Source organism: Streptococcus sp. SP1, from assembly GCF_030440005.1.
GTDB lineage: Bacteria > Bacillota > Bacilli > Lactobacillales > Streptococcaceae > Streptococcus > Streptococcus parasanguinis.
Genome location: NZ_JAQFJJ010000005.1, coordinates 85,880 through 105,692, shown reverse-complemented (window position 1 = coordinate 105,692; position 19,813 = coordinate 85,880). Strand labels below are relative to the sequence as shown.

Below are 19,813 nucleotides of genomic sequence, written 5' to 3'. Positions count from 1 at the left end.
ATACCCCCATCTAATAGTTTAGCATAAAAAACAAAAAAAAGGGAGCCAGACAGCCAAAATCACAAAGATTTTTAACTGCTTGTGCTCCTTTTAATTGGATTTATCAGTTGGAACTTTAAAGAAGTCTTTAGATAGGTATCCTTTCCCACTAATCAAGTCATATTCAACCATTTTTAAATCGTCCGCAATCTCTTGTGCTTCACCTTCTAAGGCCTTTTTATCGACACTTGCTTTTTTTAATACTTCTGTCAACAAAGCATAGTAAGGTGAAACTTTTGAATTGGTCTGTTCAAAGACCATAGCAGAGAAATCACTTGAATTGACCAAAGGATAATTCAATTTTGGAGCATCAAAATTACTCCAAATGAAGTAGTCTGTCTGATACTGGCTCTCAGGATTATTCTTAAAAGCAGACTCAGGATAGAGACCTGGCAAGTGATCCCCATAGAACACCACTGTAATCTTCTTATCTATTTTAGAAAGACTTTCAAGGAAGGATTGGGTAGCAGTGTCGGTGAAGGTTAAAAGACGTGAATAATTTGTTAACTTTGTATTTTCATCATCCGAAAATCCTTTGGCTGTTGCTGTTAAGTCTGAAGGTTCTCCTGCTATAAATGGGGAGTGATTTTGAATTGTAATGACAGAAAAGAACTGATTCTTTTTAGCATCCATCTCTTTCAACACTACCTTATACGTAGATTCATCACTTATATGCACTTCTTGATAACCTAAATCATAATTCTTTTTATCATCAATACTTATAAATTTATTGAATTTCAATCTATTGTAAATTACATTTCTAGAATAATTAATTGGAGATTCGAAATGAATAACTTCTTTATTATTAAATGAATCACTGACTGATATTAGTCTTCTCATTTTAGGAGCAACCTCTGAGTATAATACAGAAACTGTAGGATTGATATTATAAAAAGGTAACCCCGTCAATGTTTGAAACTCCATATTTGCAGTTCCACCACCATAACCATCCGATTGCATTAATCCACTTGTAACTTTGGTCTTAATTTCTTGAATTTTTGGTATAGGGTTTCTAGATAAATTTACTCCCTCTATTCTTGCTGGGTCAGCAAAACTCTCACTTAAAACATAAACAATCGTTTGATTCTCAATTAACTCATTTCTATTTTTATTTATTGTTAAAGCTATTTGATTGTATTTCTTCTCGATTTCCTTAATTTTTTCTTCACTATATCCTTTAGGTTCTATTATTGGTTCACTAGTTATCTGATTCAACCATACATATGACAACGATCGATATCTAGCATTTATAGAATTCCCTAACCACTTTGTATCTTGGAAATTATTTAGCAAGGTAATAATCGGAACATCATCTATAATTTTACCGTTATCTTTTCTTTTAAAAATAGAATAAACATTAATGGACAATAAGAGCATAAGTCCTAATAAAACAAATCTTAAGATTGTTGCGCGAATAATTCTACCTGGATAAATATATCTCCTTCCAATTATATAAATAAACGTAAAAATCACTAAGGAAATACTCACAGTCATTAAAACTGAGACATCTACAAAACTAAATAAAACAGAAGGTTGAAATACCCAAACCAAATCACTTGGCAAAATTGGTTCCGCACGCATACTAAATTTTATAGCATTAGCAACAATAAACAGAACCCCACCAAATAAAATCAATATTGTCGTAAATAAATATCTATTAAAGATTATATATAGAAAAATAAACAGATAAGATAAACATAATATCTGAAATATTACACCTCCAGGAAATATTGAGTATCCAACCAAAGGTTCCCCATGACCTAGACCCAATTGTATTCCTGCATTAAATAATATTGCAAGACTAATACTTGTAAATATAGCTAGCGAAAAACTAGACCTATTTTTTACTACATCAACTTGTCCCTTAACAAAAAGCAGGCCAACTAAAGTCAGGAAAATACTTAAGAATAGCAAATAAAATTCTAAAATCCAAAATTGGCTCAAGGAATACTTTCCCGCTCCTAATTTCTCAAAATTTCCAGATACATACCATGATGTACGATACAATAGAGAAGGAATTTTAGAATCAGTAAAAATGAATGAACAAACTACGCTAGAATGCAAGACATATTCGAACCATTTCCCAATAGGTTCTAATTTTTTTCTGTTTGCTTTATTATCATATGATTTTCTAATCTGTCCCAAAACATAAGAAATCACTAACAATGTTAAAACAAAGGTTAGAGAATTAAATTGCCAAAAATTATTTTTTTCAAAATCATTAATCTTATAACTAGGATTATTGATATTAAGCGAAACATCAATCGAGTAAGATAGTATTAAATAGATTACATATGAAACTAAAATCTTAAGGAAAAAAAACCATTTTAAAGTGTATTGTGAAATTAGTAAAACTAAAATTAAAAATGAAATTCCAAACCAAATACCACACTGATTAACCAGAAATAATACAGATCCTGTCGATTTAATTTCTTTAGAAATCAAATTTTGTGTTAAGAAAGTGTTGCTTATAAAAAATAAAAGAAAGAGAGCAATACAATACTTTTGTGTTCTTGTTATTTTATTAAAAATTTTAAAAAGAAAATCTCTAAAGTCTAATTTCCTCTTTCTTTTCATTTTTTATCCTTCCTAAAAGTTTTTTTATCCCTGTAATTGAGTGTATACACCAATACTTATTGTTAAAATGTTTAAATACACTAACATATACTGCAAGCTGCATTCAAAGTTCGAATCTTCATTCTGAATTGTTGTTTCCATAAAACCAAATAGTTTTCTAAACCATGATCCACAAAAGAGTGGCAAGAACATCAGAATATAATAATAATATCGACCTTGAACACCACCTACAGTAATATCACCTTTGTGATATACCCTCGGATCTCCTGAAATAGCAATTACTATTAATGAGGCAATACCTGCAAGTAAAAGAAGACAGTAATATTTAAAAAATGTTGGCATTTCAATTTTATTTTTTAATGCAATTACAAACATAGCGAAAAAGAAAATAACTATCGAAATTGCAATTAAAAACGGAGACGATTCTGAAACATATTTCAATGGTTCAGAAACAAAGTCATGAATAATACCGTATGGTGCTAAAAGTAAAGTTCTAATTAATGGTAATGGATGTGTTACAAAATATAATAGTCCTGGGCCTTTGCCTGACAAAGCGTTGTCTGAAGCAAACAATTTAATGATTCCAACGTATGTAAAGGAAATTAATAAATTTAAACCAAACAAGATTGAACTGAATTTTCTTACTGATTTATCCTGATAATACTTATTTGGCAATATTGAAAATAGACTTCCAATTAATACAAACGGAAATTTTGCAAATGAAAATAGAAATGTGGAAAATTGAAATGCAATAGTATATTTTTTATCAACTTTATTTTCACCAGATAGTATATTTGTCAATAAAGCAAGACTAATTAAAGTTGCTCCAAAATATAAATAATCATAATGATAACCTGCTATGATGTACAATACTGCAGGGAATGTAGAAAATAAATATATCGCTTCTCTATAAACTTTGCTGATTTTTAATGCAATAAATACTAGAATGGCATATGCTATTACTTCGAAGATTCTTCCCAAATAATAGGAAACAAACACTTTTTTAGATATTAATCTACCTATATTCCATCCAATTGCACTAGGAATGAAGGCTGGATTATCAAATCCAACTCTTACTCCTTTAATTTTACTTTCCTTATGCTCAACATTAAACCAATAATTTTTATCTTTTTTACTAGGATTTCTTAGTGCATCATATTTAAAAACTGAATTATAATCTTCCAATTTCTCATTGGAATATTTAAAAATAGGACTATCAGAAATACTAATTACGTTTGGTAAATGAGACTCTTCATCTAATCCATATTGGACTGGTTTCACTACTGAAATTACACTACCGAAAATAATTATCAGAAAAAAAGCATTAATTGGCAATTTCTTTTTGTCTTTTGGATCAAAAAGAATAAAATACATCACGATACTAATAATTAATAGTATAATTTTAAGATTGATAGTAAATTGAAATAAACTAGCCAAAAACACCCTTGAAAATAATACTAAAAATATAGCGATTAAAATATTTCTAATTTTAGTCTTATCAATAACTCCCATATAATTTACTCTACTTTCTTTTTATCATTCTTTTTAGTATATATTTCACAGCTCTTGCAGGACCGATTACGATATACTTCAAGGCTCCTTTGATCCCCCCAATTTGATTAAAGTCTACAAAGGTATGGGGTTGAAGATCTTCGCGATTGTTCAACTGCTTATTATCGATAAATGGTGTCAGAACATGTGGGTTTTGAGAGATCCTAAAGTCATATTTTTGATCCCAGGCAATATAGATCAACAAACGTTCGATCGCATGCAATATCGAATTTTGAGGAAGAGGTTCTGCTGGAACATCCGCTGCTGTCAAATTCAAATCAAAGAGTGGTTTCAAAGCATCGTATTTAAACCAAATAAAGGTCCCATAACTCATGACAAAGGTATTGAGATTTTTGAAATCAATTGTCTTGGTCGCTCCCATCCGTTGCCAGAGCTTGTTCATCTCTGGAGAAATAAGAGCTTCATTCCAGGCAACCACTATTCGATTGTAACGGAAGAAGGTTGGAATATCTGCGATAGTGATTCCGACTTTTGGATTGGCTTCCATATTGGCTAGGATTTGATCAGCCGGTTTGACCAACATCTCGATCAATTCTTTGCGCCAAGATTCACCCGCCCAGAAATCTGCTTCTTTGGATTTCTTGGTATGGAAATGGCCAACATAATCGTATTTTGAGAGTTGATCTTTTAAGAGCAGCATTGGTAACACATCTCGTCCAATATTTCCAGTCACCACAACCGTGGCATCTTGTGCCCGATTAGAAAGGATTTGTTCAATAGCCTGCTTCTTCTCTTCTGCATCTGTCGTGATCCATAAGTCATAAGCAAAATGAAAGTCTTGAAATGCATCTAGAAATTCTTCCAAGAGGTCCACATAAAAGACATGAAGATGAACCGCAACTTTTTTATCAAAATCTCCTGCCAATTCCTTTTTTTTCAAGTACTTACGAGACAAGAGATAAGGATAGTCCGGACGATCAATCATAGACATGTGGTTGAGAATCAAGTCTAATGGATAGTCCGTTACACGCTCCAACTCATCAAAAATATAAGGCATAATCCCTTCATTATTAGCAATGGTTTTGACTTTGATGAAAGGAACCTTATGATTGAGAATCGCTGTAGGATTGTAGTAAGAAAAGTCTGGATAGAGCATCCCTGTGGTGTCTTCATGAATGGTATCAAAGACCGTCTTATAGTGAAAACCTGCATCCAAGAAGTTCGTTGTGACCTTGGTTTCGTAGTTATCAATCACATCTTGAACATTGGTAAAGTCTTGAACTCCCTGCCAAAATTCATGGAAAGTACTTGATTCAATAACCTGTTTTTTAAAGCTAAGATAATAACTCTGAATATGCTCGTTAAAATCCTTGTCTTTCCGGTAATTGGTCATTCCCCAGAAATCAACCTCATCATCATTCTCAAATTTTTGGTAGATTGGTTCTAGATCCCAAAGCGGTCCAAAGCAGGTATCATTCATGAGGGTGACCGAATCAAAGTGGGCTAGTTGATCAAAACCGACTGTCTTCATTCCATCGCGCCAAGCAGCGAAATCAAAGCCACTATTTTGGCGCTCTAGAATATCGTCTACCAGATGCTGTGCTACTAAATTAGACTTCACATCTTCTGGTAGCTGACTATTGGAGATAAAGACCACCCGTGAGTACAGGGGACGAATGTTTTCTAATTGGTAGAGTACATGTCCACTGATAAAGTTAAATTTATTGAAGTGAACATATAAAAGTAAACGTTGCATGTTATTTCCTTATTCTTAAGAATTTCAAGATCTTTGTTGGAATCGTCCAACGGCGAGAATGGATGACTGTATTATATGCTTCTTTCGTAGCTTGTAACTCTGCCTCAAGATTTTTCAAACTATTTTGACAATCTAACATTTCGGCAGCAAAAACTTTTCCAATATAATCCGGTGCAGAGGGATTATCTATAGAAATCATTTTATAGCTCAGTTGATACACACCTTCTTCTTCAACTTCATAAATCAATTGAGGATCCGGTTCGCTAAACAAATACAAATTATCAACAACAACGCCATTACAATAAACAGCTGAACATGCCTTGCCTGACGAATCTTTCAATTCAACATCAGAGTAATAACTAGGATTTTCCGAAAGATCGACTCGGATAACAGAAGTTCCCTTCGGAATTTCGATTGCCAGACTATCTTCTTTTTGAAGAAGTTTGGTCATGGTACGATCTTCCGAATAAGTATTTTCTTCGTCACCAAAATAAATTGTAACAGACTCCATTCCAATGTGTGAAAGAGAATCCATCGGTTTAGAAAGACGAATTTCATACGTATTATTACGATCTAAAAGGATCTTCGTCATCTCTTTAAAATCGGCATTTGGATATTTATCAAGATACTCAAGTTGCGTTTGCAATAACTTATGAAATCGGCGTTCTAGTTTTCTGAAATCAGTAGGACGAGAATCCGATCCTTGGTTAATAGTATAAGCTACCGTCGCTTCATCCAGATAGGCTAAAGAAGTCCGTTGAAAAAGCTCCAATTGGAGGTTAAAAGTATCATCTGATGTCGTTAGGTCTAACTCTTGATTGACTTCTAACATCAGATCTCTATCAACTAGCCATGTAGAGGCCATGGTAAAACCTCTTGTTGCAAGCATCTTTTCATAGGTATCTGCTAATGGAATCGTATGATTAGCAAAGCCAGCCTTAGAAACGAGAGTTCCTTTTTCGTCATAAATATCGAAATCTGTATTGGACCATTTGCAATCAGGTTTACTTTTTAATAAGTCAACCTGTTTCTGAAGTTTTAAAGGATCCAACCAAAAATCATCTCCGTCACAGCGAGCAATATACTGTCCACGCGCTTCTCTACAGATAGAAACCCAAGTTTTAGAAATCCCCTGATTCTCATCCTGATAAAACGCGCGAATCAGATCAGGGTAGTTGGCTTGATAATCCTGAATGATAGAACGAGATCCATCGCTTGAAGCATCATCCACCAAGATAATCTCATAAGAAAACTCTGTTTGTTGGGCTAAGAAGCTATCAATCGTCTTCTTTAACCAGGGCTCTTTATTAAAAACCGTACAAATAATCGAAACAAAAGGCGTCGTTTCCATATTTCCCTCAGTCTAGTCAGTCATTGACCATGTTCCATTGCGTTGGATTAAGCCACTTGCCGAATCCATTGCTGATTTATCATCCAAAGCGATATCATCTCGATTGATAAAGATCAGTGGGGTCTGAGTGGCATCTGAAAAGGCCAACATCTGCCCTTCCTCATCCCTTACTGTCACTTCCAATTTCATTTTTAAGTCATTTACAGTTGGCAGTGAACAAGTATAATGAACCGTTTTATGTCCAGCTCCACTCATCAGTTGATTCATAGAATTATCATTGTATATCCAAATGTTCCGATCAATATCCGTTAAAGACAGAGCGATATAGGTCCTGATATCTTCACGAACATCAAAATCAATCTGGAACTGAATAGGATCTTGAGGACGTAATTTGTTTGAGCTTAACAACTGAAGCTGAAAATTTTCAACCAAGACTTTTTCTTCCTGGTTGGAATTGCCTGCTCCATTAGCTTCTCCTCCCTGTTGCAAAGGAGCTGTATTATCAAAACTGTACTGATTGGCAACATTTTCTGGACTCCCTAAAGCCTTCACCAAACCATTTTCAATCAAAACAGCCTTGTTACAATATTTCTTAACGGCTCCCATATCATGGGTAACCAGAATCGTGGTTTTCCCTGATTTCTTGCGCTCTTGGAAGTAATCGTTACACTTGCGCTGGAAGGCCTCATCTCCTACTGCTAAGACCTCGTCCAAAATCAAGATATCACCTTGGGCCTTAATCGCAACCGAAAAGGCTAGACGAACCTGCATGCCTGATGAGTAGTTCTTAAGCTTCTGGTTCATGAATTCATGCAACTCAGCAAAGTCTACGATGTCATCATACATGGCATCAATTTCAGCTGTTGAAAAGCCAAGCATGGCCCCGTTCATATAGACATTTTCTCGACCTGTCAGTTCTGGGTTAAAGCCTACTCCAAGCTCGATAAAGGACACCAGTTTCCCATCAATAGTGACGGTACCTTTTTCTGGCACATAGATTTCAGAAATAATTTTCAAGAGAGTCGATTTTCCAGAACCATTTCGACCGAGGATCCCGAAAAAATCACCTTTTTCTACTTCAAAAGAAATATCCTTAAGAACATGTTGTTCTTTGTATCCTTTGATTCCTTTGAAGCGATTGACCAGGGCAGTTCGAAGACTATTAGTTGCCTCTGTTGGCAACTTAAAGTACTTGCTGACATGGTCTACTTTTACTGCAATTTGTTTATCTGTCATTAGAGAATCTCCGCAAATTTCTTAGCATGTTTGTTAAAGTAAGCAAAGCCAGCGACAAAAATAAGAATTGGTAAAACATAAGGAATCAAAACCAAGAACTTATTCTCTACCAAAAGCCAGACAGGAGTGTTGGCCTTATCAATCAAGAAGTATCGCATGTCTTGAATAATTTGGGCCAAAGGATTCATCATGACCAACTTAGCCGCCCATGGATTGCGGTCTGCAATAAAGGTAATCGGGTAGATAATTGGCGTCGCATACAAGCCGGCTTGCAGGAGTACTTCCCATACTTGACCTAAGTCACGGAAACGAACAAAAAATGTCGCTAAGATCAGTGCGCATCCTGTCGCCATCAAGAATAACTCAAAGAATAACGGAATGACCATCAAAGCTGTCCAAGAGAATGTCACCCCATTGAAGAATGAAAAAATCAAGACCACTACAAGGTTAATGACAAAGTTAATGGCTGCTCCTGAAATCGCAGACAAGACAATGATATGTTTGGAGAAGTTCAACTTCCGCAATAGGTCGCCTCGACTAACAATCGACACCATCCCCATGGATGTTGCTTCTGAGAAGAAGCCCCAAATTACATTGGCCAACAAGAGGGCAACTGGGAAATGGGGCACATCTCCACCCAAGCGTAAGAATCGGATGAAGACAATATACATGATCGTAAAAGTCATCAGGGGCTTTAAAATGGACCAAAGATAACCGATTGCTGATCCTTGGTAACGTAATTTAAAGTCTGTTTTGATTAATTCTCTTAATAAAATTCGATTTTTCTGACTAAAAACGTCAAACATTATTTTTTACCTCGATATGCAAACTTTGTCAGAATCAAGCTGGTAAACACAAAGGTGTGAAAAGCCCGGTTCTTCCGGTAACCGTACTGACGAATCCGTCTCAAACGTTCTTTTAGTGGAACATCCATAATGGTGACAAAGTTTTCAATGATTTCTTTAGTTTGGGAACTGACAGGCAGATCCAATAGATTTTTTGCTTGTTCTTGACTGGACTCGATGAGATTCCAATACTTGGCAAACAGCACATGGGGTCGGATCCAATTTTTAACCCGTTTTCTAAGGGTACGAGCCCCCAGAACATTGCTACTGTGCTGACGGTACAATTCTGTTGGCTGATCAATATAGATGAGCTTCCCAAAGGCAGTTGCCAACAAGGCCAAGTACCAATCATGCATAAGGAGCGCATGTTTTTCTTGACCTGTCCATAACTCCGCCAGAGCGTGGTTAATCATGGCTACCCCACCAGTTACCGTATTTTCCGTCAACTCTTGAATCAGTTCGGTATTGGCATGATCAGACTGGGTACGAATCATGCTTTCATGCTGAACATTTAAGTTTTCATCGACCACTTTTAAATCTGTGTAGACCAGCAAAGGCTCTTCTTGAGGATGCTTCTCTGCTTCTGCTACCTGAAGAGCAATCTTGTCTGGTAACCAGACATCATCTTGGTCACTAAAACAATAAAAATCTGCTTCTTCATATTTCAAGAGGGCATGGAAGCTCTTGATGACACCGAGATTTTCGATAGCTCCCTGGTTGATAAAGCGAATGCGCTCATCCTGGGCAACCAACTCTTGAATGATCTCCACCGTACCATCTCTTGACCCATCATCTCGGATCAAGAGTTGCCAGTCTTGATAAGTCTGGTCTTGGATACTTTTAACCTGCTCTTTTAGATACTGTTCACCATTATAGGTGGACAACAAGATATTTACTTTCATGATAAGAATAATTCCTCGTACTCACCTACAATTTTTTCCCAGGTAAAGTTTTGTTTCATATTGGCCTTGGCTCGTTGACCCCATTCAGATACATCTTCTAAAGAATCAACCTGATCAATCAAATGTGCCAAATTCCCAGTTTCTTTAGTCCAATATTGAGCCGTGTCCTTAGCGACCGTTTGGTTAAAAGAGACCCCTAAAACTAAATTCAGATCCGTCTGGGCAAGAGCCTCTAGGAGACCAGGATTGGTCCCGCCCACTTCATGACCATGGATATAGGCAAAGGCTTCTTTACGGATATACTTCAAAAGGTCTTGATCATAAACCGTTCCTACAAACTTAACACGAGGATCCTGATCAAATCCAGTTCGAGCTCGGAGCTCCTCAAAATAAGGATTGCCTTCCTGGTTACAAATGATCACCAAATCCCGCTTGGTTGAAGAGGTCATAAATTCACGAATGGCGGTCTCATAATTATTTTCTGGGACAAAGCGACCCAAAATTAGGTAATAGTTTTTCTCTTGTGTCTGCCACTTGTGATAGAATTCTCGGACCTTCCTATCCTGACTGTTTAGGCTGGTCGGAGATAAGTCCGTTCCATAGGCAATATAGGTCGTCTTAGACCAAGAGTAGGCTTCCTTGATATAGGATTCAATACCAGGGTTGTCTGAAATTACCAGGTCAGCATGGCGCGTCATGATCTTTTCAGAATACTTGAGATAGGCTTGGATCGGTTTAGCCCACTTGGCCCGCTTCCACTCCAGTCCATCTGGATTTATATAGAATCGACCACCCATCTTATGGATCTTACGCGCAAAAGGCGCCACAAAGGCTCCGATTGTATTTCCTAAGACATAAAAAATTGGCTGTTCAATTCTTTGTTTCTTAATGAACTTCAAGGCATAGTTGATAGCCATCATATCATAGGCGATGACACGCGCAGGCCCAAGCTTAGGTGCTTTAATCGTATAACAATCGACACCCTTGTAGTCAAAATGATAATAGGCTTGATCATTAGAAAGGCAGGCAACATGGTACTGGATATCTGGAGACACTTGATGCGAGACCAATTGGTCCACAAAAGTTTCAAAACCGCCATATTGAGCCGGAAGTCCACGACTTCCGATAATAAAAACATGTTGCATAGAGTTCCCTTTCAAATCATTCACAGTCTATCCAATTATACCATTTTCTAGGCTTTTTGCCTAATACAAACAGAAAAGCGACCCTTTAGAGCCGCTTATTATAAAAACTTCTAATTATTCGAATTTTGACTCTTCACATATTGTCTCATCAACAACTTGGCCATCCATTTAGGCCAGAAGAGTTCATACATGTATAGATCTTCTTTACTACGCGTATTGTCTGCAATGGTTTTTGATGTTTCAGACTCTCCATGGATACGGTGGCACATGAGCTTGTCAGATACATAAGCAAAACGACCTTTATACTCGCTGATCTTATACCATGCGTACCAATCCAAACTCACTCTCATTCCTTCATCAAAATAGAAATTCTTCAAATTTTCACGATTATAGGTAACAGCTGGACAACAAATCGGATTCCCAAAAGCCATCACACGGTTTCGCCAAAAGTGACTAGCAGGAAAAAGATTCATGGTTTTTAACATCAAGGTTTTGATCTTCAGATTTGTATTCGCAGGAATTTTATGGCCGTCTTTTTCTTCAAAATAATCAGAATACCCAATCAACACATCTTGATTTTTTTCCATCTTAGCCAAAACTTTCTGAGCATAGTCCGGTTCATAATAATCATCCTGATGGGCAATGGTAGCATATTTCGTCTCTACAAAAGACATGGCATTGTTCCAATCCTTACCAATCCCACCACCTTGCTTGGTGTAAAATGGAATAGCATAACGCTGACAAAGTTCCTTAATCGAATCCAGTGGTGTTGAACTGTAACAGATAATCTGTGATTGGAGAGTTTGATTCTTCAAAGATTGAATACAAGCTTCTAAGTATTCGCTTTCTCCATAAGCACAAATCACCCAAGTGTGATTATTGTTCATCATTTCCCTCTTTCGTTTCTATATGACTTTTTAGAATAGACAACTCTTGAACTAAATGCTTCATCTGCTCTTTTTGTTTTGACAAAGTCATAGTTTGTAAAAAAGCAATAACCAACAAGAAAAATATAGCAAGCGACAATAAAAAATTCGAAGTCAATTCAAATCCAAGTAAACCAGCAAAATAACCAGGAATAACATCGAAAATGGAAATAATAATCATGACAAAACTGATTACAATCCACATGAATGCTTGTTCAAATAAGATATTATTTTTGTTGATATTTCTAATGACTAGATAAAGGAAAAAGATTGAAGCTACCAACATAACTATAGATAATACTGACATTATTCACTCTCCCTCATAAAGGCTGCGATTAAAATGGATGAACATACTTCAATCATATAACGAATAGACTTGATGGGGGTGATGGAGGACACTCCGCCAGTACGTTCAAACATATTAGCAGGTTTTTCCACAACATTATATTTACGTTTCAAAATGTGAACAATTGTTTCAGGCTCTGGATACTTGATTGGGTAACGTCTAGCAAATTGTTTGATAACAGCTTTATCAGCTAAACGATAGCCTGATGTCGTATCTAAAACTCTTTGTCCTGTTGTCCATTTAATCAGATTGGAAATAACGCCAATACCAAAACGTCTCATAAAAGTCGTTTGAAATTCCGACTTAACATCACCAACAAAACGAGAACCAATTACTAAGTCTGCTTCATTTTTTCGAATTGGTTCTAGCAAATCTGACAATGATTCAATATCATGCTGGCCATCTCCATCAAATTGAACTGCTACATCATAGTCATGCTCTAGTGCATATTTGTATCCTGTTTGAACCGCACCGCCGATTCCAAGATTCATCACAAGATGAACAGCATTAAAATGATTCTCTTCCAAAATTTGTTTTGTTTTATCTGTTGATCCATCATTGATAACAACATAGTCCAAATCAAAATCAACTTTCTTGCGGTAATTCAAGATACTTGTTACCGTATCGAAAATGCTTTCCTCTTCATTATAGGCAGGAATTATCATTAAAACTCTCATGTATTCTTTTTCTTTCTATGTCTAATACGTCTATCTATTATTTTTTTGGAGCTGTTTTTTTCGGTATTTCATAAATGCTGGTATCAGCGAGTTAATAATCTTATATCTCAACATTGGAAAAGGTTTCATAATTATATTAAATATCCTAAAACAAATAAAGTATAATTCCCAACCTGTTTCCATAGGAGTATCTGACCAAGGTGTACAATTTTGGTATTCAAGGTATTGCTTTGCAAATCTATGTGTGTTTCCCTTTCGCCAAGGACGTTCTTCTCCTAAATAGTGGATAATTGAAGGTGATTTTTTAATTTCTAAAAACTCATTTTTGGAGATGAAATCTGCAGGTAAACTTAATCGTTTTAATATTCTGTATGGATATGTATCATATATATTGAAATAATTATACGAAATTGGTAATGTCACTATATCATCTTTAAGAGCACCATTTAATGCATCTTGATCCGGTGCAAAAAGTTTCCCATCGTGCTGCTTATAAAAATCAATAACTTTTTTCCCTATTTCGCGATTTCTCCATTGCTTTAAGTCAATTAATAGTACTCCTGAATTATGATATGGAGCTTCCATTAAAGATAGAAATTCCCTTCTTCTTTTGTCTACAGTAGGTTCGGGACACATGCCTAAAACGTTGTCACCAAGATCAATATTATAAAATTTAGAAAGATCTTTTAATACAAGAGTATCACCATCCAAATATAAAATTCGATTAATATTATCAGGTAGTAACTTATCAAGGAATAGCCTAGCTAGTACAATAGAAGACCAACCATTGGTATCAAAGTCAAAATCTATAAATTCTGAGACATCATCTAAATGAATTATATGTACACCACGCCCATACTTTTTGGCGAAATCAATTAATTTCTGTTTATTTTCATCAGAAATATTCGAAGCAATCAAATAGATATTAATTTCATCAATTGATTTATTATTCTCAAAAATTGAACACATACAAGTTGCTACCTGAGGAACAAAAGCATTATTTAATGTAAATAAAATATTCATTAACTTCTCTTTCTTTTATCATTATTATTTACCAAAATATAGATCAACATGCTTGTAATAAAAAAGATAGTCATCGAAATTAAAAATGACAATGATGCACCTAGAATTCCATCTTTTTTCACAAATATCATAGTAATCAATTTAGCCACAATAAAGGTAGTAATATATGCAATCACTAGATATGATTGCTTTCTAAAAATTGTCATAACTATATCAATAACAAGCGCCAACACATTAAGAATACCTCCAGTTAAAAGTATTACAAAAGGTATTTTATATTCTATTAAAGATATACCATAGACAAGACCTAGAATCTCTGTACCTATTAAATAACCCAGACCTATAATAATTACACCTAAGATAGTCATAGTTGTAAATAAAATATAAATTTGCTTATAAAATAACTCATATTTCCGTTCGTACCAATAAATCGATAATTGAGTCGTCAATGGTCTCAAAACAAAAAATAAGAGAGATAAAACAAAAACTGGCATAAACAGTACATTAAAGTCCCGCTGAATACCATTAGAAAATAATCCCTTAGACAGTAGCAAATCAATATCAATTTTAGCTTCATTATAGACATAGGTTATTACAAATCCATTTATAAATAAAGGAAAAGCTTCTCTCAAAATAGAAAATATACTGCTTAAATCTTTTGATATTGAAGGAAAAAATTTTGTATTGAAGTTCCTAATAGAAATTCTATAATCTAAGACAACTGTAAGTATTAAATTAATCAAACATATAACGATACTAGAAATCATTAATGATTTCGTTAGTAACAAACTAAACCCAAAGACTATTATGCAAATCCAACTTCGATAAAATTGAACTTTTCCTGCAAGATCAGAACGGTTTTGTTGTTGAAAGTATCCTTGAAAAACATCAGAATAAGCATCGATTGCACGATATAATACCAACAGTAAGATTATTATAGACTTATATAAATCATATCCCTGGAAAATTACATATCCAACAGAAGTTAGTATCATCATCATAATTGTTACAATCCGTGTATTATGATATGAGATAAATGAGTATTTTTCCTGAATATCAGTAGATTGCATATTACGTATCTGGAAGTAACCTAGAACAAAAAATTGTTGGCCCAAAGCATATGCAATACTAAAAATATCTGAATTGTGTGAATCAAGAAATCTAGAAGCAAAAAGTAATAGTACAACTGAAATTAACGATGAAGAAACTGTTCCAAATAAGTTCCAAACATAATTTTGTTTTGTAGAACCATTTGAAGGATTTTTATCATACAAATATTGTTCTTTAATATCACCTTTTTCGCGATATTTTTTATCTTGTGACACCTTTGCTTCTCCTACAAAATCTATTTTCCTTTATTATACTATAGATTAGATTCAATAAAAAGAGAAAATAATTTTACTTCAATATAAAAAGACCTTATCGGTCTTTTTATAAAGGTAAAATTCTTATTTCACTTCTTGTTTATAGAACTCTTTCAAGGCATCTTGCCAAGTTGGAATAACGAATCCTGTGGCCTTAGCCTTAGCCAAACTCATTGTTGAGTTCAGTGGGCGTTTAGCTTTAGCTGGGAATTGGCTGGAATCCACTGGCTTCACTTCTACATCCGTATCTTTGAGGATTTCAACTGCAAAGTCATACCAAGTTGTATCTTCTTTCGCATCGTTAGACAAGTGGTAATAACCATAATCTTTACGATTTTCAGCCAAATAAGTCATAAACTCTGCAAGAGTACGGGTCCAGGTTGGACGACCATGTTGGTCATTAACGACTGTAAGTGTTTTGTGAGTCTTTGCAAGGTTTTGCATCGTGAAGACAAAGTTCTTACCGTAGTTTCCAAAGACCCAAGCTGTTCGGATGATATAGAAGTTAGACACATGCTTCTCAACCAATTCTTCCCCCATACGTTTGGTACGACCGTACTCTGTTTGAGGATCTGGTTGATCGTCTACTTCCCATTCTTGTCCCACCGGTTTTTTCCCATCAAAAACGTAGTCGGTTGAGATATAAACCAAGGTTGCACCATGTTTTTCAGATGCCTTTGCTACATTTTCCGTACCAGTCACATTGATGGCATAGTCCAACTCTTTTCCTTCATCTTCAGCAGCATCAACAGCTGTGTAGGCAGCACAGTGATATACCAAGGTTGGTTTCACTTCTACGAATACCTCATCTACTTTTTCTGCTTTTGTGATGTCCATTTCAGCTACATCAACAGCTACATATTCTTCATTTCGTTCGTCTAACAAATGGCGAAGCTCTGTTCCAAGTTGACCATTCGCTCCTGTAATTAAAATCATGTTAAATTCCTTTCAATTGCTTTTTCCCTATCATTATAGCAAAAAAAGCAGAAGTTTTCTGCTTTTTACTCACTTTTCTCTTTTATAACATAGATTGGACGTTTCTTGGTTTCCATGAAGATCTTACCAATATATTTCCCTAAAATCCCAATGGTCAATAATTGGAACCCTCCCAGGAAAAGAATCACTGTCATAAGGGATGGCCAACCTGAAGTAGGATCCCCAAAGACTAAGGTGCGGATTACAATCAGAATCACCATGATAAAGGCCAAAATCCAAGATAATAGTCCACCAATAAAGGCAATATTTAGTGGGGCATCCGAGAAATTGACAATGCCTTCAATCGAATACTTAAAGAGGGACCAAAAATTCCAGGACGTCTCTCCTGCCACTCGCTCTACATTTTTATATTCGAGGTATTCTGTCTCAAATCCTACCCATGCAAAAATCCCTTTTGAAAAACGATTGTACTCCGATAACTCCATAATAGCATTGACCATAGGACGGCGCATCAAACGGAAATCCCGCGCCCCGTCAACCATTTCCACTTGGCTAATATGATTGATCAATTTATAAAACATCCGTGCAAAGAAAGAACGGATCGGTGGTTCTCCATCACGGGTTACGCGTCTCGTTCCAACACAGTCTAGATCTGGTTGTTCCTCCAACCTCTGCTTCATTTCGATCAATAACTCTGGAGGATCCTGCAGATCCACATCCATGACGGTCACGTATTCACCACTAGCACGCTCAAGTCCAGCGTATAGTGCAGCCTCTTTTCCAAAATTTCGAGAAAAAGAAAGGTAGTGCACATTTGAATCTGTAACATGTAGCTTTCGAAGAACGGATAGTGTACCATCTGAAGAGCCATCATTTATAAAAATATATTCAAATTTTTCTCCCATCTTCATCCGAACACGTTCCATTTCTCGATAAAATAATGGAATCGATTCTTCTTCGTTAAAACACGGGACTACAACTGATATGGTCATCTCTTTCTCCTTGACTTATTCACTTTCTATTGTAACAAAAAACTCTCATAAACCCTAGTATTTTTCACCCCGTCCCTCCCCCTTTTCATGGTATAATAGAGTGAATCGATTACGGAAGGACACCTTATGTTAAAGCTGGGAATTATTGGTACGAGTTGGATTTCACATGAATTTATTACAGCTGCTCATCAGACGGGCCACTATCACTTGCAGGCTGTGTATTCGAGAAAGATGAAGACGGCTCAAGAGTTTTGTGAGCCTTATGGGGCGATCTGTTGCTACACGGATGTCATCGACTTCTTAGACAGTGAGCTGGATGTGGTCTACATTGCTAGCCCCAATTCTCTTCATTTCGCTCAGGCCAAGCTTGCTATTCTGGCCAAGAAGCATGTCATCATTGAAAAACCGGCTGTGACAAACCCTTCTGAATGGAAGGAACTGGTCAAGCTCGCTAAGGAGCACCAGGTCTATCTCTTTGAAGCTGCCAGAAATTATCAAGAAGCAGCCTTTCAAGTAGTTAAAGACTTCCTCTCTAACCAGGAAATCCTAGGCGCCAACTTCACCTTTGCCAAATATTCTTCCAAATTGCCGGCCCTTCTTGCAGGTGAGATGCCCAATATTTTCTCAGATGTCTATGCAGGTGGAGCTTTGATGGATCTGGGAGTCTACTGCCTCTACCTGGCCATTGGCTTCTTTGGAACTCCAATCTCAAGCCACTACACCGCTCAGCAATTACCCAATTCGGTTGATCTCTATGGCCAAGGTGTCTTGATTTATCCAGATTTTCAGGTTGCCATTCAGGTAGGGAAAAATATCACCAGCCATTTACCTGCTGAAATCTACACCAAGACTGGAACGCTAACTCTCAATGCTGTAGCAGCCATCAACCAGGCCCTCATCAGCCATTCTGGGGAAATCATCGACCTTCCGATCCAGCCCTGCCCACACCAAATGCAAGAAGAGGCAGAAGCCTTTGCCCTTGCCATCGCTCATCAAAAGCCGTCTGCTTATCTTGAGTGGTTACAAACAGCTGAGCAGGTCCATGAAACCCTCTACCAGATGCGTCAAAGCGCTAGAATACAATTTAAGGATGAAAAAGAATGAAAGAACAATTTCCACAAAGCTGGAAAGACCAGTTAGAAACACTCGGATTTGATACATTCACTGAAATTCAGGAACAGATCTTCTCCCCAATTTATGAAAGAGAAAATGTCCTCGGGATCAGTCCTACTGGAACGGGTAAGACACTCGCCTACCTCTTTCCGAGCTTGCTCAAACTCAAACCGAAGAAGGCCCAACAACTCTTGATTTTAGCTCCTAATACAGAGTTAGCAGGACAAATTTTTGATGTCACCAAACAATGGGCAGAGCCTCTCGGTCTCCAGACACAACTCTTCCTTTCAGGATCTAGTCAAAAACGGCAAATCGAACGCCTCAAAAAAGGACCCGAAATCCTGGTTGGGACGCCTGGTCGGATCTTTGAACTGATCAAGCTGAAAAAGATCAAAATGATGAATGTGGAAACCATCATTTTAGATGAATTCGACCAATTACTGAGCGATTCTCAGTACCACTTCGTCGACAAGATCAGCCACTATGCTCCCCGCGACCACCAATATATCTATATGAGTGCCACAGCCAAGGTCGATCCAGACCAGCTAGAAGAAAATACCCTTCGCATGACGGTTGATGGAGTTTCTTTGGACAATATCCAACATTTTTATATGCAAGTGGATAAGCGGGACAAGGTCGAATTGCTCCGCAAACTCGCCTACGTCGAAGATTTTCGTGGTCTAGCTTTTTTCAACAGCCTATCTGATCTGGGTAGTGCTGAAGAAAAACTACAATACCGTGGGGTCGAAGCCGTATCGCTCGCCAGTGATGTCAATGTCAAATACCGCAAGGTCATTCTGGAACGCTTCAAAGACCATCAGCTAACCCTCTTGCTGGCCACCGATTTGGTCGCTCGTGGAATCGATATTGAACATCTTGAGTGTGTGATTAACTACGATATCCCCCGTGATGTAGAGACCTATACCCACCGTGCTGGTCGAACAGGACGAATGGGGCGTGATGGCTATGTGATCACCTTTATCACCCACCCAGAAGAACTCAAATCCTTAAAAAAATACGCTTCTGTCCGTGAACTGGTTTTAAAAAATTCAGAACTCTTTTTAAATGAATAA

The 19,813-nt window shown here is 36.6% G+C and carries 17 protein-coding genes; 2 read left to right on the top strand and 15 right to left on the bottom strand.

The window, feature by feature from the left end; translation table 11 throughout:
* Window positions 1-90: 90 nt before the first annotated feature.
* From PCY07_RS04110 to PCY07_RS04040, 15 genes are all read right to left on the bottom strand, one after another.
* Window positions 91-2,616: an LTA synthase family protein gene (locus PCY07_RS04110; protein WP_301355384.1), complete on the bottom strand. Its 2,526-nt coding sequence runs from the start codon at window positions 2,614-2,616 to the stop codon at window positions 91-93.
* A gap of 24 nt (window positions 2,617-2,640) precedes the next feature.
* On the bottom strand, window positions 2,641-4,128 hold the full coding sequence (locus PCY07_RS04105; protein ID WP_301355382.1) for a DUF2142 domain-containing protein: 1,488 nt from the start codon (window positions 4,126-4,128) through the stop codon (window positions 2,641-2,643).
* Between the two features lie 10 nt (window positions 4,129-4,138).
* Window positions 4,139-5,884, bottom strand: a complete 1,746-nt coding sequence (locus PCY07_RS04100; protein WP_301355380.1) for a rhamnan synthesis F family protein — start codon at window positions 5,882-5,884, stop codon at window positions 4,139-4,141.
* 1 nt (window position 5,885) lies between these two features.
* Window positions 5,886-7,235: a glycosyltransferase family 2 protein gene (locus PCY07_RS04095; RefSeq protein ID WP_301355379.1), complete on the bottom strand. Its 1,350-nt coding sequence runs from the start codon at window positions 7,233-7,235 to the stop codon at window positions 5,886-5,888.
* Window positions 7,236-7,247: 12 nt separating this feature from the next.
* Complete coding sequence (locus PCY07_RS04090) at window positions 7,248-8,471, bottom strand: ABC transporter ATP-binding protein (RefSeq protein WP_049482481.1); 1,224 nt, start codon at window positions 8,469-8,471, stop codon at window positions 7,248-7,250.
* The gene (locus PCY07_RS04085; RefSeq protein WP_003003247.1) at window positions 8,471-9,277 is read right to left on the bottom strand and encodes an ABC transporter permease; all 807 of its coding nucleotides are present in this window, start codon (window positions 9,275-9,277) and stop codon (window positions 8,471-8,473) included. The genes PCY07_RS04090 and PCY07_RS04085 overlap by 1 nt, the downstream gene beginning before the upstream one ends.
* A complete protein-coding gene (locus PCY07_RS04080) occupies window positions 9,277-10,218 on the bottom strand; it encodes a glycosyltransferase family 2 protein (RefSeq protein ID WP_003015797.1) in 942 nt (313 codons plus the stop codon). The genes PCY07_RS04085 and PCY07_RS04080 overlap by 1 nt, the downstream gene beginning before the upstream one ends.
* On the bottom strand, window positions 10,215-11,363 hold the full coding sequence (gene cps2T / locus PCY07_RS04075) for a beta 1-4 rhamnosyltransferase Cps2T (RefSeq protein ID WP_301355376.1): 1,149 nt from the start codon (window positions 11,361-11,363) through the stop codon (window positions 10,215-10,217). The genes PCY07_RS04080 and cps2T overlap by 4 nt, the downstream gene beginning before the upstream one ends.
* Before the next feature lie 110 nt (window positions 11,364-11,473).
* A complete protein-coding gene (locus tag PCY07_RS04070) occupies window positions 11,474-12,250 on the bottom strand; it encodes a glycosyltransferase family 2 protein (protein ID WP_061604533.1) in 777 nt (258 codons plus the stop codon).
* Window positions 12,240-12,596, bottom strand: coding sequence for a DUF2304 domain-containing protein (locus PCY07_RS04065; RefSeq protein ID WP_003015785.1), 357 nt, complete (start codon window positions 12,594-12,596; stop codon window positions 12,240-12,242). Before PCY07_RS04065 ends, PCY07_RS04070 begins: the two co-directional genes overlap by 11 nt.
* Window positions 12,596-13,312, bottom strand: coding sequence for a glycosyltransferase family 2 protein (locus tag PCY07_RS04060; protein WP_227197652.1), 717 nt, complete (start codon window positions 13,310-13,312; stop codon window positions 12,596-12,598). Before PCY07_RS04060 ends, PCY07_RS04065 begins: the two co-directional genes overlap by 1 nt.
* Before the next feature lie 30 nt (window positions 13,313-13,342).
* On the bottom strand, window positions 13,343-14,335 hold the full coding sequence (locus PCY07_RS04055) for a glycosyltransferase family 8 protein (RefSeq protein ID WP_003015771.1): 993 nt from the start codon (window positions 14,333-14,335) through the stop codon (window positions 13,343-13,345).
* The gene (locus PCY07_RS04050) at window positions 14,335-15,624 is read right to left on the bottom strand and encodes a lipopolysaccharide biosynthesis protein (RefSeq protein WP_100208996.1); all 1,290 of its coding nucleotides are present in this window, start codon (window positions 15,622-15,624) and stop codon (window positions 14,335-14,337) included. The genes PCY07_RS04055 and PCY07_RS04050 overlap by 1 nt, the downstream gene beginning before the upstream one ends.
* A gap of 159 nt (window positions 15,625-15,783) precedes the next feature.
* Window positions 15,784-16,635 (bottom strand): dTDP-4-dehydrorhamnose reductase, encoded by an 852-nt coding sequence (rfbD, locus tag PCY07_RS04045; protein WP_301355367.1) that lies wholly within the window; start codon window positions 16,633-16,635, stop codon window positions 15,784-15,786.
* Between the two features lie 65 nt (window positions 16,636-16,700).
* Window positions 16,701-17,627, bottom strand: a complete 927-nt coding sequence (locus PCY07_RS04040) for a glycosyltransferase family 2 protein (RefSeq protein WP_301355365.1) — start codon at window positions 17,625-17,627, stop codon at window positions 16,701-16,703.
* Between the two features lie 126 nt (window positions 17,628-17,753).
* Between PCY07_RS04040 and PCY07_RS04035 the strand changes: the two genes are divergently transcribed.
* Together PCY07_RS04035 and PCY07_RS04030 are read left to right on the top strand one after the other, a co-directional pair.
* Window positions 17,754-18,731, top strand: a complete 978-nt coding sequence (locus PCY07_RS04035) for a Gfo/Idh/MocA family protein (RefSeq protein ID WP_301355362.1) — start codon at window positions 17,754-17,756, stop codon at window positions 18,729-18,731.
* A complete protein-coding gene (locus tag PCY07_RS04030; RefSeq protein ID WP_301355360.1) occupies window positions 18,728-19,813 on the top strand; it encodes a DEAD/DEAH box helicase in 1,086 nt (361 codons plus the stop codon). The genes PCY07_RS04035 and PCY07_RS04030 overlap by 4 nt, the downstream gene beginning before the upstream one ends.